Origin of the sequence: Mycobacterium heidelbergense (assembly GCF_050205645.1) — a bacterium.
Taxonomy (GTDB): Bacteria; Actinomycetota; Actinomycetes; order Mycobacteriales; family Mycobacteriaceae; genus Mycobacterium; species Mycobacterium heidelbergense_A.
The window spans coordinates 1-18,015 of record NZ_JBNMQT010000003.1; the positions used below are offsets into that span (position 1 = coordinate 1).

General features: G+C 67.3%; 9 protein-coding genes. 3 read left to right on the forward strand and 6 right to left on the reverse strand.

All coding sequences use genetic code 11. The annotated features are described in order from the left end of the window. Positions 1-7,029, reverse strand: a 7,029-nt coding sequence (locus ACQI5H_RS03355; protein ID WP_427078008.1) for an amino acid adenylation domain-containing protein, incomplete at its 3' end; no start/stop codon positions are given. A 575-nt stretch (positions 7,030-7,604) separates the two neighbouring features. Beyond that, the gene (locus ACQI5H_RS03360) at positions 7,605-9,005 is read right to left on the reverse strand and encodes an NAD(P)/FAD-dependent oxidoreductase (RefSeq protein ID WP_427078009.1); all 1,401 of its coding nucleotides are present in this window, start codon (positions 9,003-9,005) and stop codon (positions 7,605-7,607) included. A 123-nt stretch (positions 9,006-9,128) separates the two neighbouring features. Here ACQI5H_RS03360 and ACQI5H_RS03365 point away from each other — a divergent pair, with 123 nt between their 5' ends. Further along, on the forward strand, positions 9,129-10,010 hold the full coding sequence (locus ACQI5H_RS03365) for a D-alanyl-D-alanine carboxypeptidase family protein (RefSeq protein WP_427078010.1): 882 nt from the start codon (positions 9,129-9,131) through the stop codon (positions 10,008-10,010). 7 nt (positions 10,011-10,017) lie between these two features. Here ACQI5H_RS03365 and ACQI5H_RS03370 read toward each other — a convergent pair whose 3' ends face one another. The 4 genes from ACQI5H_RS03370 to ffh all read right to left on the reverse strand — a co-directional run bounded on the left by ACQI5H_RS03370 (position 10,018) and on the right by ffh (position 15,291). Beyond that, complete coding sequence (locus ACQI5H_RS03370; RefSeq protein WP_427078011.1) at positions 10,018-10,620, reverse strand: TetR/AcrR family transcriptional regulator; 603 nt, start codon at positions 10,618-10,620, stop codon at positions 10,018-10,020. Positions 10,621-10,629: 9 nt separating this feature from the next. Beyond that, positions 10,630-12,459, reverse strand: coding sequence for an N-acyl-D-amino-acid deacylase family protein (locus tag ACQI5H_RS03375; RefSeq protein WP_427078012.1), 1,830 nt, complete (start codon positions 12,457-12,459; stop codon positions 10,630-10,632). 60 nt (positions 12,460-12,519) lie between these two features. Further along, positions 12,520-13,602 (reverse strand): metal-dependent hydrolase family protein, encoded by a 1,083-nt coding sequence (locus ACQI5H_RS03380; RefSeq protein WP_427078308.1) that lies wholly within the window; start codon positions 13,600-13,602, stop codon positions 12,520-12,522. Between the two features lie 120 nt (positions 13,603-13,722). Next, the gene (gene ffh, locus ACQI5H_RS03385; RefSeq protein WP_427078013.1) at positions 13,723-15,291 is read right to left on the reverse strand and encodes a signal recognition particle protein; all 1,569 of its coding nucleotides are present in this window, start codon (positions 15,289-15,291) and stop codon (positions 13,723-13,725) included. Between the two features lie 110 nt (positions 15,292-15,401). Here ffh and ACQI5H_RS03390 point away from each other — a divergent pair, with 110 nt between their 5' ends. Beyond that, positions 15,402-16,199, forward strand: coding sequence for an alpha/beta hydrolase (locus tag ACQI5H_RS03390; protein ID WP_427078014.1), 798 nt, complete (start codon positions 15,402-15,404; stop codon positions 16,197-16,199). 111 nt (positions 16,200-16,310) lie between these two features. Next, on the forward strand, positions 16,311-18,011 hold the full coding sequence (locus tag ACQI5H_RS03395; protein ID WP_427078015.1) for a DEAD/DEAH box helicase: 1,701 nt from the start codon (positions 16,311-16,313) through the stop codon (positions 18,009-18,011). Positions 18,012-18,015: the final 4 nt, after the last annotated feature.

The following is an 18,015-nucleotide window of genomic DNA, read 5'->3' on the forward strand; positions in this document are numbered from 1 at the left end:
GGCGATGACCGCGGCTTGTTGGACCCCGTCGAGTTGGGTTAGGGCGGCGCGGATTTCGCCGAGTTCGATGCGGTAGCCGCGGATTTTGACTTGCTCATCGGCGCGGCCCACATAGTCGAGTTGGCCATCGGCGCGCCAGCGCACCAAGTCCCCGGTGCGATACATCCGCGCCCCTGGTCCCCCCCATGGGCAGGCCACAAACCGCGACGCGGTCAACCCCGGGCGCCGCCAATACCCGCAGCCCACCCCGGCGCCAGCCACATACAACTCCCCGACCACCCCGATCGGCACCGGGCGCAGCCACCTATCGAGCACCCACAACGCGGTGCCCGAGACCGGCGCGCCGATCGGAGGTGGCTCCCCATCCGGTGTCAGGGGCGCAGTCAAGGTCACACACATCGTGGTTTCGGTCGGGCCATAGCCGTTAATCACCACCCGACCCGAGCCCGCCCAGGCCGCCACCACCTGGGCCGGGCAGAACTCGCCACCGAGCACCAACGTCAGCGACTCCAACCCTTGCGCAGATAACGCCGCTGCCGCAGAAGGGGTTTGGGTTAGCACGCTGACGTATTGGGCAGCGAGCACATCGTGAAAGTCGGTGGCGCAACGAGTCAGCGTGTCCGGTATCACAACCAGCCGCCCACCATGAAGCAACGGTCCCCAGATCTCCCACACCGAAATGTCGAAGGCAAGCGAATGACACTGCGCCCACACCCGCCCCGACCCGGCCGGCAACTCGGCATCCACCGACGCCAACAGTTGAGTGATGTTGTGGTGAGTGACCGCCACCGCCTTAGGCACCCCCGTGGTGCCCGAGGTGTAAATCAGATGAGCGATATCCTCTGGATCCGGCCCCGCCAACGCGATGCAGGGCTGGGCTTGCACCGCCGCATCGCCGACATCGATGACCGCCACGTCGAATCCGTCGAGCCGCGCAGCCAGATCGGCGGTGGTCAGCACCGCCACCGGCGCGGCATCGGTGAGCATGAACTCGATGCGCCCCCGGGGATGTTCAGGGTCGATGGGCAGATACGCCGCCCCGGTTTTGAGCACCGCGGTGATCGCGACGATGGCGCGCGCACAGCGCTCCATCAACACCCCCACCACACACCCAGCACCCACACCGCGGCCAACCAACAAATGGGCTAACCGGTTGGCCGCCTCATCGAGTTCCCGGTAAGTCCACGACTGCTCACCACAACTGAGCGCCACCGCATCCGGGGTGCGGGCCACCTGCTGGGCAAACAACTCCGGAACCGACACCGGCGCGCTTAGCGCCTCGCTCACCACCGCCCTATGACCCATCTCATCCAGGCGGGAATGCTCCGCCGCATCAAGCACATCCACCGACGACACCCGCCGCCGCGCGTCAGCGGTCAACGCCACCAACACCCGCTCCAACCGTTCAACGAGCACCTCGATGCTGGCGGTGTCGAACACATCGGTGCGAAACTCCACCGCCCCGCCAATCCCGGCGGGCTCACCAGCCTCGGTGAAACGCTCCCCCAACGAAAACGCCACATCCATACGCGCGCTATGGGTATCCAACGGCACCGAGGTGACCTCAACACCCTCCAACACCAAACCCGCAGCCGGGTCATTGGACCCAGCGAAGTTCTGCCAAGCCAACATCACCTGAATCAGCGGATGATGGCGCAACGACCGAGCCGGATTAAGCCGCTCCACCAACACCTCAAACGGCACGTGCTGGTGTTCGAACGCTTCCAGACTGCGCGCCCGAACCTGCCCCAGCAGCTCAGCAAAACTCAGATCGCCACCCAAATCGACCCGCAGCACCAAGGTGTTGACGAAAAAGCCCACCAACTCATCCAGGGCCGGATCACCCCGACCGGCCACCGCGAACCCCACCCCCACATCAGAACTGGCACAAACCTTCGACAACAACACCGCCAACGCCGCCTGCACCACCATGAAACTCGTCGCATTGTGCTCACGCGCCACCCGGGCAACCCGCCGCTGCAACCCCACCGACCACTCCACGGCCACACTGGCACCACCAGGATCAGCCACCACCGGATACGACCGATCAGCCGGCAACTCCAAACGCTGGGGCATCCCAGCCAAAACCCGCTCCCAATAAGCCAACTCAGCCGCAATAGCACTACGAGGATCAGACTCCGACCCCAACCACCCCCGCTGCCACAACGCATAATCGGCATACTGCACCGCCAACGGCGCCCACCCCGGCGCCCGACCCATCCGCCGCGCCCGATACGCCTCGCCCACATCCCTGACCATCGGCGCCGGTGACCACCCGTCAAAAGCTATGTGGTGCAATACAATCCCGACGACATACTGCTCGCGCCCCACCGAAAAGAACTGCGCGCGAATGGGGATTTCGGCCGACAAATCGAATCGATACCCCGCCAGGGCCATCAACTCGTCGCGCACGTCGCGCTCGGGCAACGACACCACCGCCGGGCCGCCGCGGCGCCACATGCCAGCCTGGGCCGGCAACACCTCTTGGAACGGCACTCCGTCGATGGCGCGAAATATGGTGCGCAGCGATTCGTGGCGGACGATGACGTCATCCAGGGCCGCACCCAACGCATCGACATCCAGCGCCCCGTCGATCCGAAACGCGGTCGGCATGTTATAGGTCGGAGCCTGGCCCTCGAACTGGTTGAGGAACCACAACCGCTGCTGGGCAAACGACAACGGAACCCGGGCCGGGCGCGGCATCACCCGCAGCGGCGGGACGCCAGGCCCGCCACGATGACGGTGCAGATAGTCGGCGAGCTGCCCGACGGTGGAAGCCTCAAACAGGTACCGCACCGGCACTTCCCTGCCCAACGCCAACTGCAGGCGCGCGGTCACCCGTGTGGCGATCAACGAATCGCCACCGAGGGCGAAGAAATCATCGTCCAGCCCGACCCGGTCCAGGCCCAAAACGTCGCTGAACACCTGGGCGACGATTTTTTCGTTCTCGGTCTGCGGCGCCCGGAAAGATGCGGCCGCAAATATCGGTGCCGGCAGGGCCCTGCGGTCGATCTTGCCCGAGGAGGTCAACGGGAACTCGTCGAGCACCATAATCTGGGCCGGCATCATGTAATCGGGCAGCCGTGCGTTCAACCGCTCACGAACCGCGCTGATCTTGATGTTGGTTTGCGGGTCATTGGCACTGGTGCCGCGCCGGCGAGCCGTCGACAGATACAGGTCGGTGGGTGCTGGGGGGTGCGGGTCGGTGGGGATGATGAAAACCGCGTCCACAGCGCCGGGTTGGGCACCCCAGGTCACCGCCACCTGGTATCCGGTGGTCTCGCCGAGCCGGTACAACGCTTCGGGCACAACGGCGTCGGCGGCGTCGGCGGTGGCATCGGCCAGCGCGTCGGCCGGGGAGCGTCCGGCAGCCAGGGCGGCTTCGACGCGGACGTCGGTGATCAGCCCGGCGCGCGGGATGTCGGTAATGCGAACAGTCGCTGGATGTTCGGATATCAATCGGTCTTGCAACCCGTTCAGGCCTTCGCATTGGGCCCATGTCCAGGTGGGTGCGCTGGCCAGTGAGCGCACCGGGATGGGGGCTTTGTGGACGATGACGTCGTAGCGGTAGCGGTTGAGCTCGTTACCGGCCAATCCACGTTTGACTTCGATGGCTAGTCCGGCCACGCGTGGATGGTCGGCGGCCCACGTGGTGAAAAACTCTGGGGCCAACAGCAATTCGGGCTCACTGACCATGGCGCGATAGACGCGTGCCCGGATCTCAGCGGCGTCGGTATCGGTGTCGGTGTCGGTGGCCGTGGCGCGGGCGAGCGCAACTCCGGTTTGCAATGCGCCTTGCAGCGTGTAGTTGCGCACATCGCCGATGAACAATCTCCCGCCGGGGGCTAGTAGATCCACGGCGTTATCGATGATCTCGGCCAGATAGTCCGCGTTGGGGAAATACTGGATTACCGAGTTGAGAATGATGGTGTCGAAATGGCCCCGCGGCAAACCCTCGGTGACGTGCGCGGGCTGGGCTAGTAGCTCGACTCGATCACGCCATGGAACCTGCAATTGCTCCAGCACGCAGGCCAGGTTGTCGATGGCGACCGGCGAAATGTCGCTGGCGACATAGTGCTCACACCGAGGGGCGATCTGCGACAAGATCAGCCCGGAGCCCGCGCCGATCTCCAACACGCGTCTGGGCTCCAGGGCCATGATCCGATCCACCGTGGCCGAACGCCACTCGATCATTTCCTCGAGCGGGATCGGGTCATCGGTGTAGCTGCTGTTCCAGCCCCGGAAATCCTTGCCGAAGTCCCCGATCTCGGCGCCATAGAGCTGGTCGTTCACGTGTTGCCACTGTTCGACGCTTTCGGCGACGTGATCCGCGGTCGCGGTGTGTTCGAGGGTGATATAGGCGATCAGGTGTGTGCCGGCGGAGTCGTGGTGCACGGTGACGGCGGCCTGGGTGACCTGCGGGCAGGCCAGCAGGCTGTTTTCGATTTCGCCAAGTTCGATGCGCTGTCCGCGCAGTTTGATCTGGGTATCGGGCCGACCCACGTAAACGAGAGTGCCGGCGGGAGTCCACCGCACCAGGTCGCCCGTGCGATACATCCGTGCGCCACGACCTCCGTGGGGATTGGCCACGAACCGTTCCGCGGTCAACTCCGCGCGGCCCACGTAGCCGTGCGCCAGCGCGGGCCCACCCAGATACAGCTCGCCCACCACCCCGATCGGCGCCGGGTTCAACCGCGCGTCGAGCACCAGCGCGCATACCCCCGGAATCGGAGCGCCGATGCTGACCGGCTGCCCCGCCGACAGCGGCGCGGTGGAGGTGGAGCAGATGGTGGACTCGGTGGGACCGTAGCCGTTGAACATCCGCCGGCCCGGGGCCCAGGCGGCCACCACTGCCGCCGGGCAGGCCTCTCCCATCGTGATTAGCGTGTCCAGCCCGTCGAGCCGGGTCCGATCCAGGGACGACAGCGCCGTCGGGGTCAACGCCGCCGCGCTGACGCGCTGGTCCCGCACCAACGCGGTCAACGCCTCCCCGGCGTATACCTGCGGCGGCGCGACCACCAACGCCGCTCCGGATCCCGCCGCCCACAACCAATCGAAGATCGACGCATCGAAGGTGGGCGCGGCCACCATCAGCACCCGCGCACCCGCGCCCAAGCCATATATTGCGCGTTGCGCCGCGGCTAGCCCCAGCAGACCGGCGTGACTGACCGCCACCCCTTTGGGTGCGCCGGTGGACCCCGAGGTGAACATGACGTAGGCGGTGTTATTCACGCCCAGCGGTGCGCAGCGATCGACGTCGGTGATGGCCCGCGCATCGCGATCCGACACGTCCATCTCGTCGATCCGCAGCACCCGACGTGCCCCGGCCCCGGCCACGGTGTCGGCACCGCAGGTCACCACACACACCGCCGCCACTGCGTCCAACACGGTGGCGATGCGATCGGCCGGGTGGACCGGATCGACCGGCACGTACACGCCGCCGGACTTGATCACGGCCCACCACGCCGCGACCAACTCCACACAGCGGCCCATCGCCACGCCCACCGCACGCTCGGGGCCCACCCCGGCCTCGATCAGCACCCGCGCCAACCGCGTCGACCACTCGTCAAGCTCGCGATACGACAGCTCCCGGGCGCCGTCGATCACGGCCGCCGCATCGGAATCGGCGGCGACCGTCGCCGCCAACAACTGCGGCGCCACCCCAATCGGCGCGCCCACCCCAGCACCGGACCACCCCGACAACACCAGCTCGCGCTCACCTGGATCCAGAACCGACACCTCTCCCACGACCAGCGACGCATCCGCCACCAAGAGGCGGTCCAGGAGCATTTCCAGACGCGTTGTGTGCCCGCCGATTTCGTCGGGGGTGTAGCGGTCGGGATTCCACATCAACTGAATTCGTGGCGTGCCGTCGCCCAGCCGCGGATAGATGTTGACGGCGATGTCCTGGATGGGATAGATGCTCAATACGTTGTACGTCGTTTCCGACGGTCCGAAACGAAGCGGGGCAACGAAGTCGAGCACGTTGATCGCCGCGCCGAACTCGACGTTCATGTCGACACGGTTTGTACCGGCGATCAGGTCCGGCCAGTGCCGAAATTGTTGGTGGCGCAGCGCACCGACCAAAGCCTTGGCGGCTCGATCGGTCAGTGCGCCAATAGTGTCGCGGTCATCGACGTCGATCAGCAGTGGCACCATGTTCGACACCATGCCGGCACACGTTTTCAGCGCCGCGGTCGTGCGCGCCGAAACCGGCAGTGACAACGAGACATTTTGGCGCCCTGAGGTTTTCGCAATAAACACCGCCATTGCGGCGACAAACCTCGCGACATCGAACTGGTCATGCGTGGACTCCGAGAATCGCTGACCGCACACCAGTTCGCGCACCCGGGGGTGGCGTGGTGCCACCGACCTCCGCGTCCCGCCCAAGTCGATAAGGTCCAGAGGTCCACGCACGACGCTCTTCCAATACTCGGCATCGGCACGACTGCGTGAGGACTGCTCATACTCCCGGTCCGCGTCGCGCAGCAATGTGAACTCAGAGAAGTCGACTTCACCGGTGTCGGGTGCTGATCCCGAGTAGACCTCCGCGATGTGCCGGGCGAAATTGTTGGCGCCGTATCCGTCACAGAGAACGTGGTGGGTGCGCAGGTAGAAGTACGACAGGTTGTCGGTGATCCGCAGCAGTACGAAATTGGTGAGTCGGTCATGCGCCAGATCAATTGGATGGCGGTAGTCGTCGTTCATCCAGCTGCGAGCGGCGGCTACCGGGTCACTCTCCGCGCGCAGATCGATGCAGCGTGTGATCCCCGTCCTCGTAAGGGAGCGGTCGACTATGAAGACCGGCTCGCCGCCATCGAGGGCTAGCCGCGCGCATGGCGTGCCGAATCGTGTTGCCGCCGATTCGCATGCGACCGTGAGCCTTTCGGCGTCGACATCGTGATCGATCGCCATGAAAGCGGCAAAGTTGTACGGGACTTCAGGATGGAGTTGTTGGGCAGCCCATATGGACCGCTGCGGGGCGGTTAGCGGCCCCAACATGTCTGGTTGCGTGCCGTAGTTGAGCATGATGACGGCGAACCCCCTATTTAGGGCCGGCGGCCCGCGGAATCGCAAGCGCCTTACTGGCTTTCGTGCAATAGGGGCCGTCGTTCGCCTGTCCGAAGTCGATCAGCGATGCGTAGTCCCCGAGCAGCCGTACTAGATAGCGGCTGCTGACCTTGAAACTCACGTAAAGTTTCCGGGCCATCTCCCCGAAGGCCTCAAATCCCCGACGCCTGATACACCATTCGACGACCCCGTGCTGGATCTATGGTGCGGCGGCCCGGCCCCCCCGCACGCCTGCGATGACACTCAATCCCCAACCACATGTAGACACGAGCGCCCGTGCCGATCGGTTCAATCGAATGTCCGCGCCGCCGACACGTGTCGCCGTGCAGCTGCTGCGCGCGCAGCCAGGCGGATGCTGCGCGCGGGGACGTCTGGCACAGATCGCTTAATCGTTGGCGCGAAAGCCTGTTGACGACTTAGCTTTTCAGCAACGCGGCGAATCCCGTAGTCGATGAACATGTGTACAGCAGCATCGCGCCGCCGATTCGCCTCCTACAGCGGTGCCGTCAGAAAAGGCTAGCCATCGACGAACGTCACGCCTCGCGCACCTCGGGGTCGGGTTGCGCCTCGCTGTCGGAGTACCCGTGGGGCTTTCTGGGCCGACGGTTGGCTGCGACGAGCCGCATCAGGAGCGCGGGCTGCAAGAGCCGGGCTGGCGGGTCGACAAAATGCATCACGCGGAGGGTCGCTTCGGCGATCACCGGATCGTTCGCGGCGGCAGCCTGCGCCTTGTCCATTTGCCAATTGATCACGCCCTTGAGCGGCCGACGCCAACCACCTGCCTGCGACACGGTGAAATCGGTGAGCCGGTTCCCCCGCCAAACAGGCGCGATCTGCTTGGCGGTTGCCTTGAAGAACCGCCGGCTCAGGTCGCCGTCGCGATCGGCCAGGCAGTCTCGAAGCGCCATGGCCTGCAGCGCGGCCATGGTCATGCCCTGCATGTACACCGGGTTGAAGCTGCAGATCGCGTCGCCGATCACCAGCAGCCCCGCCGGGAATCGGCGCAGCTTGTCATAGCGCCGCCAGATGCTGGCCGGGTATCGCTGCGTCGACAACGCACCCACCGGGTCGGCGGCCCGCAGCGCAGCGATCAAAAAAGCGGGCGCGAATTCCGCGGCGCAATCGATGACGCCGGGCAGGTTGTCGGGTAGTTCATAACCGCCCACGCCGAACAGGGTCAGAATCCAGGTGCCGTGCTCGTAGGCCACCACCACCACGCCGACCGGGCGGTCGGGCAGCGGGCCGACCGAGACACCCAACTTGTCGTCGAGCATGCCTTCGGGAATGCGCAGAAATTGACTGGCGTAGTTCAGCTGCACCGGGTAGCGCTGTTCGACCGGCCGCTCGTAGCCGAGCTTGTCTAGGAACGCCGGCATGCGCGCGGCCCGGCCCGTCGCATCGACCACCATGTCGGCATCCAGCACGGTCTCCGCACCGGTGTCGCGGTTGACCACCCGAACTCCGGTGACCCGATGGGCCGGGACGGCGATCGGCTCGACGACGTCATGGCCCTCCAGGATTCTCACCTTCGCCAGCGCGCGCACGCGTCGCCTGACGTGGGACTCCAAAAAGGGTCGGCTCGGTTGATACAAGACCAGCGCTGCCGGGTCAACGAATTTGCCCGAGAGATTAAGCTCGTGCTGGCCCAACCGGATATACGCACGCGATGGCTCGTTGTCGAGGACATTGGCGCCCCCGGCGACGAGTTCGTCGAGCAGGCCGGGGAACAGCTCGCCCAAGGTTTTCGAGCCGGTGCTCAGCAGGGCATGAAAGTGCCGTCCCTGGGGCACGCCGCGCCGCTGTTCGGCGCCGTCGGGCAGCCGGTCGCGCTCGACAAGCGTGACCGTTTCGTAAAAGTCCGACAACACCCGAGCGGCCAGCAGCCCGGCCATGCTCGCGCCGCAGACAACTGCTCGCCGCCCCCGCTTACTCATCGGCACTCCCTCGCAAGAACCCGATGATGGTGCCGGACTACACGGCCGCCACCGTAGTTATCACGATCCGGACCAGCCGCCGGTTCATTGAGTCCGAGCCGCCGGACGTTACACTTTGCGCCCATGCGGAAACTCATTGCCGCAGCCGCCGCTGCGCTCACGGTCAGCATCGTCGGTGCCACTGTCAGCCCGGCCACCGCAGGGGCCGACAGCATGCAGCCGGCCGGCTCGGTGCCGATTCCCGACGGCCCGGCCCAGACCTGGATCGTGGCCGACCTCGACAGCGGTCAGGTGCTGGCCGGCCGCGACCAGAACGCGGCCCACCCGCCCGCGAGCACCATCAAGGTCCTGTTGGCGTTGGTGGCCTTGGACGAGCTGAGCCTGGACTCCACCGTCGTCGCCGACGTCGCGGACACCCAGGTCGAGTGCAACTGTGTCGGCGTCAAACCCGGCCACATCTATACCGCGCGCCAACTGCTCGACGGGCTGCTGCTGGTGTCGGGCAACGATGCCGCCAACACGCTGGCACATCAGCTTGGCGGCGCTGACGTCGCGGTCGGCAAGATGAACGCCAAAGCTGCCTCACTCGGGGCGACCAACACCCACGCGGCGACCCCGTCGGGGCTGGACGGGCCCGGCGGCTCCGGGGCCTCCACGGCCCACGACCTGGCCGTCATCTTCCGGGCCGCGATGGCCAATCCGGTGTTCGCGCACATCACCGCCGAGCCGTCGGCGATGTTCCCCGGAGATCACGGCGATGAACCGATCACCAACCAGGACGAACTGTTACAGCGCTATCCCGGCGCCATCGGCGGCAAGACCGGGTTCACCAACGCGGCCCGCAAGACCTTCGTCGGCGCCGCGGCCCGCGGTGGTCGCCGCTTAGTGATCGCCATGATGTACGGGATGGTGAAACAGGGCGGGCCCACGTATTGGGATCAGGCGGCAAGCCTGTTCGACTGGGGTTTCGCACTCAACCCGGAGACCGGCATCGGCGCGCTGTAACCGCTTGTCACACAGTCTCGTTCGGCAACAACCCGGTTATCAGCGCGGTCAACAGCGCAATCCGGCGCTCCTCCAGATCCGGTTCTGGCAGCACCCCTCGCACGATTGCCGCTCCGTCGAAGACGTTGGTCAGCAATGCCACCAGAACCGGGAAGGTGTCTTCGGGGATGGTTTCCGTCCCGGGCAGGGTGCGCGCGGCGTCGAGAATCTTCGCCGAGTACTGGGCCATCACCTGGGCCAGATGCGCGTTGAGCTTCTCGTCGGTACGCGCGGCGACCATCAGCTCGTACAGCACCGCGTTGGTCGCGCCGCTGGTGATGTCCCGCAGGATCGTCAGCGCGGCTTCCAGTGCCGGGCGGTCGGCCGGGATCTCGGCGACCTGCTTGGTGAATGACTCCACCTGCCGGCGCAGGACCTCCGATGCGGTGGCGGCCATGAAGTCGCCCATCGTCTCGAAGTGCCGGAACAGTGCACCCACGGAGACGCCCGCGCGCTTGGTGATCACGGCCGCCGAGGCGCGGGCGTAGCCGACCTCGATGATGCTGGCGATGCACGCCTCGAGGAGCCGTCCGATGGTGTCCTCGCGGCGTTGCTGCTGCGTTCTGGCCATCTCAGTCGCTCACACCAGCGCGGCCGAGCGCTGCTCGCGCTGCCGTCGCGCACCGGCCCGCAGGTAGCGGCCCGACTTCGCGGTCTGACCGTAGCCGTCGCGGAATTGGCCCTTCTCGAAGACGACGGCGCCGTTGACACCGGTCGCGACGACGGCCTCGTCGTTGCGGTTGACCATGCGCCGCAGGCCGCCGTAGAAGGGAACCTCCTCCTCGTAGTAACCCTCGACCGAGTCGTTCAGGCCGGCCGGGTCGATCACCACGAAGTCCGCGCGGTCGCCCTCGCGCAGCGTGCCGGCGTCGAGGCCGAACCACTCGGCCAGCTCGCCTGTCAGCCGGTGCACCGCGTGTTGGGTGGACATGAACGGCGCGCCGGCCCGGTGGGCGTCGCGAGTTCGCTTGAGCAGCTTGATCGGGAAGTTGTAGAAGGCCATGTTGCGCAGGTGCGCACCGGCATCCGAGAAGCCCATGTGCACGCTTTCCTCCTTTGCGAGCGCGTCGAGCAGCTTGGGCCGGTGGTTGGCCACGATGGTCGTCCATCGCACGTTGCGTTCGCCGTTTTCGACCAGCACATCGAGGAACGCGTCCAGCGGGTGCAGCCCGCGCTCGTCGGCGATCGCGCCAAAGCTCTTGCCGATCAACGACTTATCGGGGCACTCGACGATGACCGCGTCGTGGAAGTCGCGGTGCCACAGCGACGGCCCCAGCTTGACGCGGTCGAACTCCTTGCGGAACTGTCGCCGGTACGCCTCGTCGGCCAGCAGCTCGTTGCGCTCCAACTGGTCGCGCAGATGCAGGGCGGCCGTGCCGGCGCCGAACTCCTCGAAGACCGGCAGGTCGATTCCGTCGGAGTACAACTCGAACGGCACCGGCAGGTGCTGGAACCGCACGCTCGAGCCCAGCAGCTTGTTCGCCAGGCGAGTCGCCGGCCCGAACACGTAGACGGCGAGCGGGTTCGACTTGGCGTCGGCGGACACCAACAGACTCATCCGAACTCCCTTGCGGCGTCCGAATATTCGGCTGCTGGTCAGGAAGAACATCAGCGCGGACGCGGGGTTCTCGACGTCGGGTGCGCTCTGCAGGATCCGCCCGCGCTTGCGCAGCACCTTGATCAGCCTGCGCCGTTCCCGCCACGTAGCGAAGGTGGACGGCAGCGCCCGCGACCGGAAGCGTTCGCCGTCGAGCTTGTCGATCGCCGCGTCCATGCCGGACATGCCTAGCATCCCGGCCTCGAGCGCCTCGTCGAGCAAGGTCGCCATCTTCTCCAGTTCGGCGTCGGTGGGCTTGACGGTGGCGTCGGTCGCCCGGTCGAGCCCCAGCACCGTGCTGCGCAGGTCCGAATGACCAAGCAGCGAACTGACATTCGGCCCGAGCGGCAGCGAGTCAACGGCCGCGACGTATTCGGCGGCGGTGGTCCAGGTCCGGTTGCTCTCCAGCGCGCCGTGGACGTACTCGCGGGGCACGGCCTCGACCCGGCTGAACAGGTCGGCGGCATCCTCGGTGTCGGCATAGACCGTCGACAGCGAGCACATGCCCAGCAGCACCGTGGTGACGCCATGGCGCACCGACTCACGCAGGCCGGGATCCAGCAGCACCTCGGCGTCGTAGTGGGTGTGCACGTCGATGAAGCCGGGCATCACCCACTTGCCCGCCGCGTCGATCACCTCGGGGCAACCGGTCTCGTCCAGCGGCCCGTCCGCGACCGTGGCCACCACGCCGTCGCGAATTCCGAGCGTGCGGGTTTGCGGGGCACCGCCGGTGCCGTCGAACCACAATCCATCGCGAATGATCACGTCGTAGGTCACTGTCTTCCTCCTGTTAGGTTGCGACGACCGTAACATAGATAGCAAGCACTCGCAATCTTTTCCTGGAAACTATCCGCGGCGCGGAATATGCGCAGGTCACCCGCGGAACACGGCGCCTCGCAGGATCACCAGATCGGGCCGGTTCAGCACGCCGGGCCCCTCGCGCGGGTCGTCCACGTAGCACAACAGGTCGGCCGAGGCCCCGTGATCCAGGCCGGGCCGGCCCAGCCAGCGACGGGCATCCCAGCAGGCCGCGCCCAAGGCCTGCGTCGGGCTCATCCCGATCCCCTTGAGGGCTTCGACCTCGTCGGCGATGCGGCCGTGCGCGATCATGCTGCCGGCATCGCTACCGGCATACATCGGGACACCCGCGTCCAGGGCCGCCGCGACCCGCTCACGGCAGCGGGCGTGCAGGTCGCGCATGTGGGCGGCGTAGGTCGGATAGCGCTTGGCGTTGTCGGCGATACCCGGAAAGTTCTCGGTGATGTTGATCAGCGTGGGCACCAATGCCGTCCCGTGCTCGAGCATCAGGGCGATGGTGTCGTCGGTGAGCCCGGTGCCGTGTTCGATGCAGTCGATGCCGGCCTTGATCAGGCCGGGCATGGCCTCGTCGCTGAAGACGTGTGCGGTGACCCGGGCACCGTGGGCGTGCGCGGTGTCGATCGCGGCCGCCAGCACGTCGTCGGACCACAGCGGAGCGAGGTCGCCGACGCCGCGGTCGATCCAGTCGCCGACCAGCTTGACCCAGCCGTCGCCGCGCTTCGCCTCCTCGGCCACCGCCGCCGGCAGCTGGGATTCGTCTTCGAGTTCGACGGAGAAGCCGGCCTGGTAGCGCTTGGGCCGGGCCAGGTGCTTTCCGGCGCGGATGATGCGGGGCAGGTCGTCGTGGTCGTCGAGGCTGCGGGTGTCGGTCGGCGCGCCGCAGTCACGCAGCAGCAGCGCGCCGACGTCGCGTTCGGTCTCGGCCTGGGCGATCGCCTCCTCGATCGGGATCTCGCCGTGGTGACCGAGGCCGACGTGACAATGCGCATCCACCAGCCCCGGCACGATCCAGCCTTGAAAACCAGACGAGCCGAAAACGGTGTCGGCCCCGGCGACCGGCTCGGTGCTGATGCGGCCGTCGACGATCCACAGCTCGATCTCGGTCTCGTCGGGCAGCCCCAGACCTCGCACGTGCATGCGCACGGCGCGGCTACTTCCGGTGGTGACGATCCGCTTCGCCCGGCTCCGCCGCGCTCGCGATCGTCACGATCCGATGGTGACGACCCGCTTTGCCCGGCTCCGCCGCGCTCGCGATCGTCACGATTTCTTGCCGGGGAACTTCAGCTTGGACAGGTCGAAGTCCGCCAGCGCGGGCGGCAGCTCGTCGAGGCCCTCGGGCATCTGCGACAGGTCGGGGAACCCCGGAGGCATCCCCGCCATCCCCGGCATGCCCGCGGCCAGCGGGTTGCGGACCTTGGGCGGGGTCGGTCCCCGTCCGCCCTTCTTGCCCTTCTTGCCCTTGGCGCCCTTGCTCTTTCGCGTCGCGGACTTGCGGCCGATACCGGGGATTCCCATGCCGCCGAGCATGGACGACATCATCTTGCGGGCCTCGAAGAAGCGGTCGACCAGCTGATTGACCTCCGACACCGTCACACCCGAGCCGTTGGCGATGCGCAGCCGCCGCGAGGCGTTGATGATCTTGGGGTCGGCGCGCTCCTGCGGCGTCATCCCGCGAATGATGGCCTGCAACCGGTCGAGTTGGCGGTCGTCGACCTCGGCCAGCGCCTCCTTCATCTGACCGGCGCCGGGCAGCATGCCCAGCAGGTTGCCGATCGGGCCCATCTTGCGGATGGCGAGCATCTGTTCCAGGAAGTCCTCGAGCGTCAGCTCGCCGGCGCCGATCTTGACCGCGGCGGCCTCGGCCTGTTCCGCGTCGAAGACCTGCTCGGCTTGTTCGATCAGGCTGAGCACGTCGCCCATGCCCAGGATGCGGCTGGCCATGCGATCGGGGTGGAAGACGTCGAAGTCCTCGAGCTTCTCGCCGGTGGAGGCGAAAAGGATTGGGACACCGGTGACCTCACGGACCGATAGCGCGGCCCCACCGCGGGCGTCGCCGTCGAGCTTGGTCAACACCACGCCGGTGAAGCCGACGCCCTCGCGGAACGCCTCCGCGGTGGTGACGGCGTCCTGGCCGATCATCGCGTCCAGGACGAAGATGACCTCGTCGGGGTCGGTGGCGTCGCGGATGGCCGCGGCCTGGGCCATCAGCTCCTCGTCGATGCCCAGCCGGCCGGCGGTGTCCACGATGACGACGTCGAAGTGTTTGGCGCGGGCCTCCTCGAGACCCGCGGCCGCGACGGCGACCGGGTCGCCGGGCCCGGACTCCGGGGACTCGCCGGGATGCGGCGCGAACACTGGTACGCCGGCGCGCTCGCCGACGACCTGCAGTTGGTTCACCGCGGCGGGCCGCTGCAGGTCGCAGGCCACCAGCAGAGGCGTGTGTCCCTGCCCGCGCAGCCAGGCGGCCAACTTCCCGGCCAGCGACGTCTTACCGGAACCCTGCAGGCCCGCGAGCATCACCACGGTCGGCGGCGCCTTCGCGAACGCCAGCTGGCGGGTTTCGCCGCCCAGGATGCCGATGAGTTCCTCGTTGACGATCTTGACGACCTGCTGCGCCGGGTTGAGCGCACCCGACACCTCGGCGCCCCGGGCGCGGTCCTTGATCCGGCCGACGAAGGCCCGCACCACGGGCAGCGAAACGTCCGCTTCCAGCAGCGCGAGCCGGATTTCGCGGGTGGTGGCCTCGATGTCGGCGTCGGTCAGTCGGCCCTTGCCGCGCAGCCCGGCAAGGGCGCCGGTCAATCGGTCGGACAGCGATTCAAACACCCCGTCAGCCTAGCGGCTGGGAACTTTGGCTCGAGTGTGCGGCCAGCCGCACATTCGACGCCGAGCGTGCGGCCAGCCGCACGTTCGGATGGGTTCTAGACTGCGGATTCATGCTCGAGGTGATCGACAAGGGACGCTGTACCGCCGCGCATCCGGTGCCGCTGCTTTTCGTCCACGGCGGCTGGCACGGCGCCTGGTGCTGGGACGACGGCTTCCTGGACTTCTTTGCCGACGCCGGCTATCGCGCGGTCGCGATGAGCCTGCGCGGGCACGGCACCAGCCCCACGACCAAGCCGCTGCAGCACGTCTCCATCGCCGACTACATCGACGACGTCCGTTCGGTGGCCGACGACTTGGGTGGCGCGCCAGTGCTGATCGGCCATTCCCTGGGTGGCTACACGATCCAGCGCTACCTCGAGGACCGAACCGCACCGGCCGCGGTGCTGGTGGGCTCCCTGCCGCCGCAGGGTGTGCTCGGCGCGGCGCTGCGCGTCTGGCGACGCCGGCCGTGGATGACCGTGCACTCGTTCCACGACCCCACGTTGGTCAAATTCCTGCGCACCCAGGCGCTCGCCCGCGAATACCTGTTCTGCGCCGACACGCCCGAGGCCGTCGTCGAATCCTGCTGGAAACGCGCCGGGCCCGAGAGCATCCGCGCGGCGATGACCGATCCGATGCTGCGCCGGGTCGATACCGCGCGGGTGAGGACCCCGATTCTGGTCCTCGGTGGCCTGCACGACGGCTTCGTCAGCGTGCGCGCGGTGCGCGCGACGGCGCGCGCCTACCGGACCGAACCCGAGTTCTTCGACATGGGACACAACATGATGCTCGAGCCGGGCTGGGCCGACGTCGCCGCACGAATCGACGCGTGGCTGCAAACCCGCGACCTGGCGGGCCACGCCATCTAGCTCGCGTCGCTTCAGCACCGAAAAGCGTTGGCATGCTACATTTCACACCCGCCGCCGCGTCGCGGGCCGGGCGCAAGACTTGTCAGGGCGTGACCAGCCACGGGGGGAACTTTGTCGGTGCAGCCGGTCGGCGCCCAGGCGTTGCGGGGCTGGCAGCGCCGGGCGTTGGTGAAGTATCTGGCCGCCCAGCCGCGCGACTTCCTCGCCGTGGCCACCCCCGGGTCCGGCAAGACGACGTTCGCGCTGCGGGTGGCGGCCGAACTGCTCGCCCATCGCGCCGTCGAGCAGATCACCGTGGTGGTCCCCACCGAGCACCTGAAGGTCCAGTGGGCGCAGGCCGCGGGTCGGCACGGTCTCGCCCTGGACCCGCGATTCTCCAACACCAGCCCGCGGACCTCGCCCGAGTATCACGGCGTGATGGTCACCTACGCCCAGGTCGCGGCGCATCCCACGCTGCACCGGGTGCGCACCGAACAACGCAAAACCCTGGTCATCTTCGACGAGATCCATCACGGCGGTGACGCCAAGACCTGGGGTGAGGCCATCCGCGAAGCCTTCGGCGACGCCACCCGCCGACTTGCCTTGACGGGCACACCTTTTCGCAGCGACGACAGCCCGATCCCGTTCGTCACGTACGAGCCGGGAGCCGACGGGGCGCTGCGGTCGCAGGCCGACCACACCTACGGCTACGCCGAAGGGCTGGCCGACGGTGTGGTCCGGCCGGTGGTGTTCCTCGCCTACTCCGGGCAGGCGCGCTGGCGCGACAGCGCCGGCGAGGAGCACGCGGCACGGCTCGGCGAGCCGCTGTCCGCCGAGCAGACCGCCCGGGCGTGGCGCACGGCGCTAGACCCCGCGGGCGAGTGGATGCCCGCGGTGATCGCCGCCGCCGACCAACGGCTGCGCGGGCTGCGGACCCATGTGCCCGACGCCGGGGGCATGATCATCGCCTCCGACCAGGCTGCGGCGCGCGCGTACGCCGCGCTGCTGAAGAAGCTGACATCCGAGGCGCCGACGGTGGTGTTGTCCGACGACCCGGGATCCTCGGCCCGCATCACGCAATTCGCCGAGGGCACCGGCCGGTGGCTCGTCGCGGTGCGCATGGTCTCCGAAGGCGTTGACGTGCCCCGGCTTTCGGTCGGGATCTACGCGACCAGCGCCTCGACACCGCTGTTCTTCGCGCAGGCCGTCGGCCGGTTCGTGCGGTCTCGCCGGCCCGGGGAATCCGCGAGCATCTTCGTGCCGTCGGTGCCCAACCTGCTGCAGCTGGCGAGCGAGTTGGAGGCCCAGCGCAACCACGTGCTCGGCCAACCGCACCGCGAAGCCGACGACCCCCTCGACGGGGATCCCGCGCTGCGGACGCAAACCGAAAAGACGGAAGCCGATCAGGGTTTCACGTCGTTGGGCGCGGACGCGGAACTCGATCAGGTGATCTTCGACGGCTCCTCGTTCGGCACCGCCACCCCGGCCGGAAGCGACGAGGAGGCCGACTACCTCGGCATCCCCGGCTTACTCGACGCCGAGCAGATGCGCGCCCTGCTGCACCGCCGCCAGGACGAGCAGCTGCAGAGGCGCGCGGCCGCCAATCAAGGCGCGCCGATGCCCTCGGTGACGGTGCACGGGCAGCTGCGCGAACTGCGCAGCGAACTCAACACTTTGGTGTCGATTGCGCATCACCGCACCGGGAAACCGCACGGGTGGATCCACAACGAACTGCGCCGCCGCTGCGGGGGGCCGCCGATAGCCGCCGCAACTCGCGAGCAACTCAAGGCGCGCATCGTCGCTGTGCGCCAATTGAATTCGGAGCACTCGTGACTGC

Excerpts from the sequence above, each read along its gene's own strand:
- ACQI5H_RS03360 (WP_427078009.1), bottom strand. The coding sequence starts at position 9,005 with ATGAGTAAGCGGGGGCGGCGAGCAGTTGTCTGCGGCGCGAGCATGGCC.
- ACQI5H_RS03365 (WP_427078010.1), top strand. The coding sequence starts at position 9,129 with ATGCGGAAACTCATTGCCGCAGCCGCCGCTGCGCTCACGGTCAGCATC.
- ACQI5H_RS03370 (WP_427078011.1), bottom strand. The coding sequence starts at position 10,620 with ATGGCCAGAACGCAGCAGCAACGCCGCGAGGACACCATCGGACGGCTC.
- ACQI5H_RS03375 (WP_427078012.1), bottom strand. The coding sequence starts at position 12,459 with ATGTTACGGTCGTCGCAACCTAACAGGAGGAAGACAGTGACCTACGAC.
- ACQI5H_RS03380 (WP_427078308.1), bottom strand. The coding sequence starts at position 13,602 with ATGCACGTGCGAGGTCTGGGGCTGCCCGACGAGACCGAGATCGAGCTG.
- ACQI5H_RS03390 (WP_427078014.1), top strand. The coding sequence starts at position 15,402 with ATGCTCGAGGTGATCGACAAGGGACGCTGTACCGCCGCGCATCCGGTG.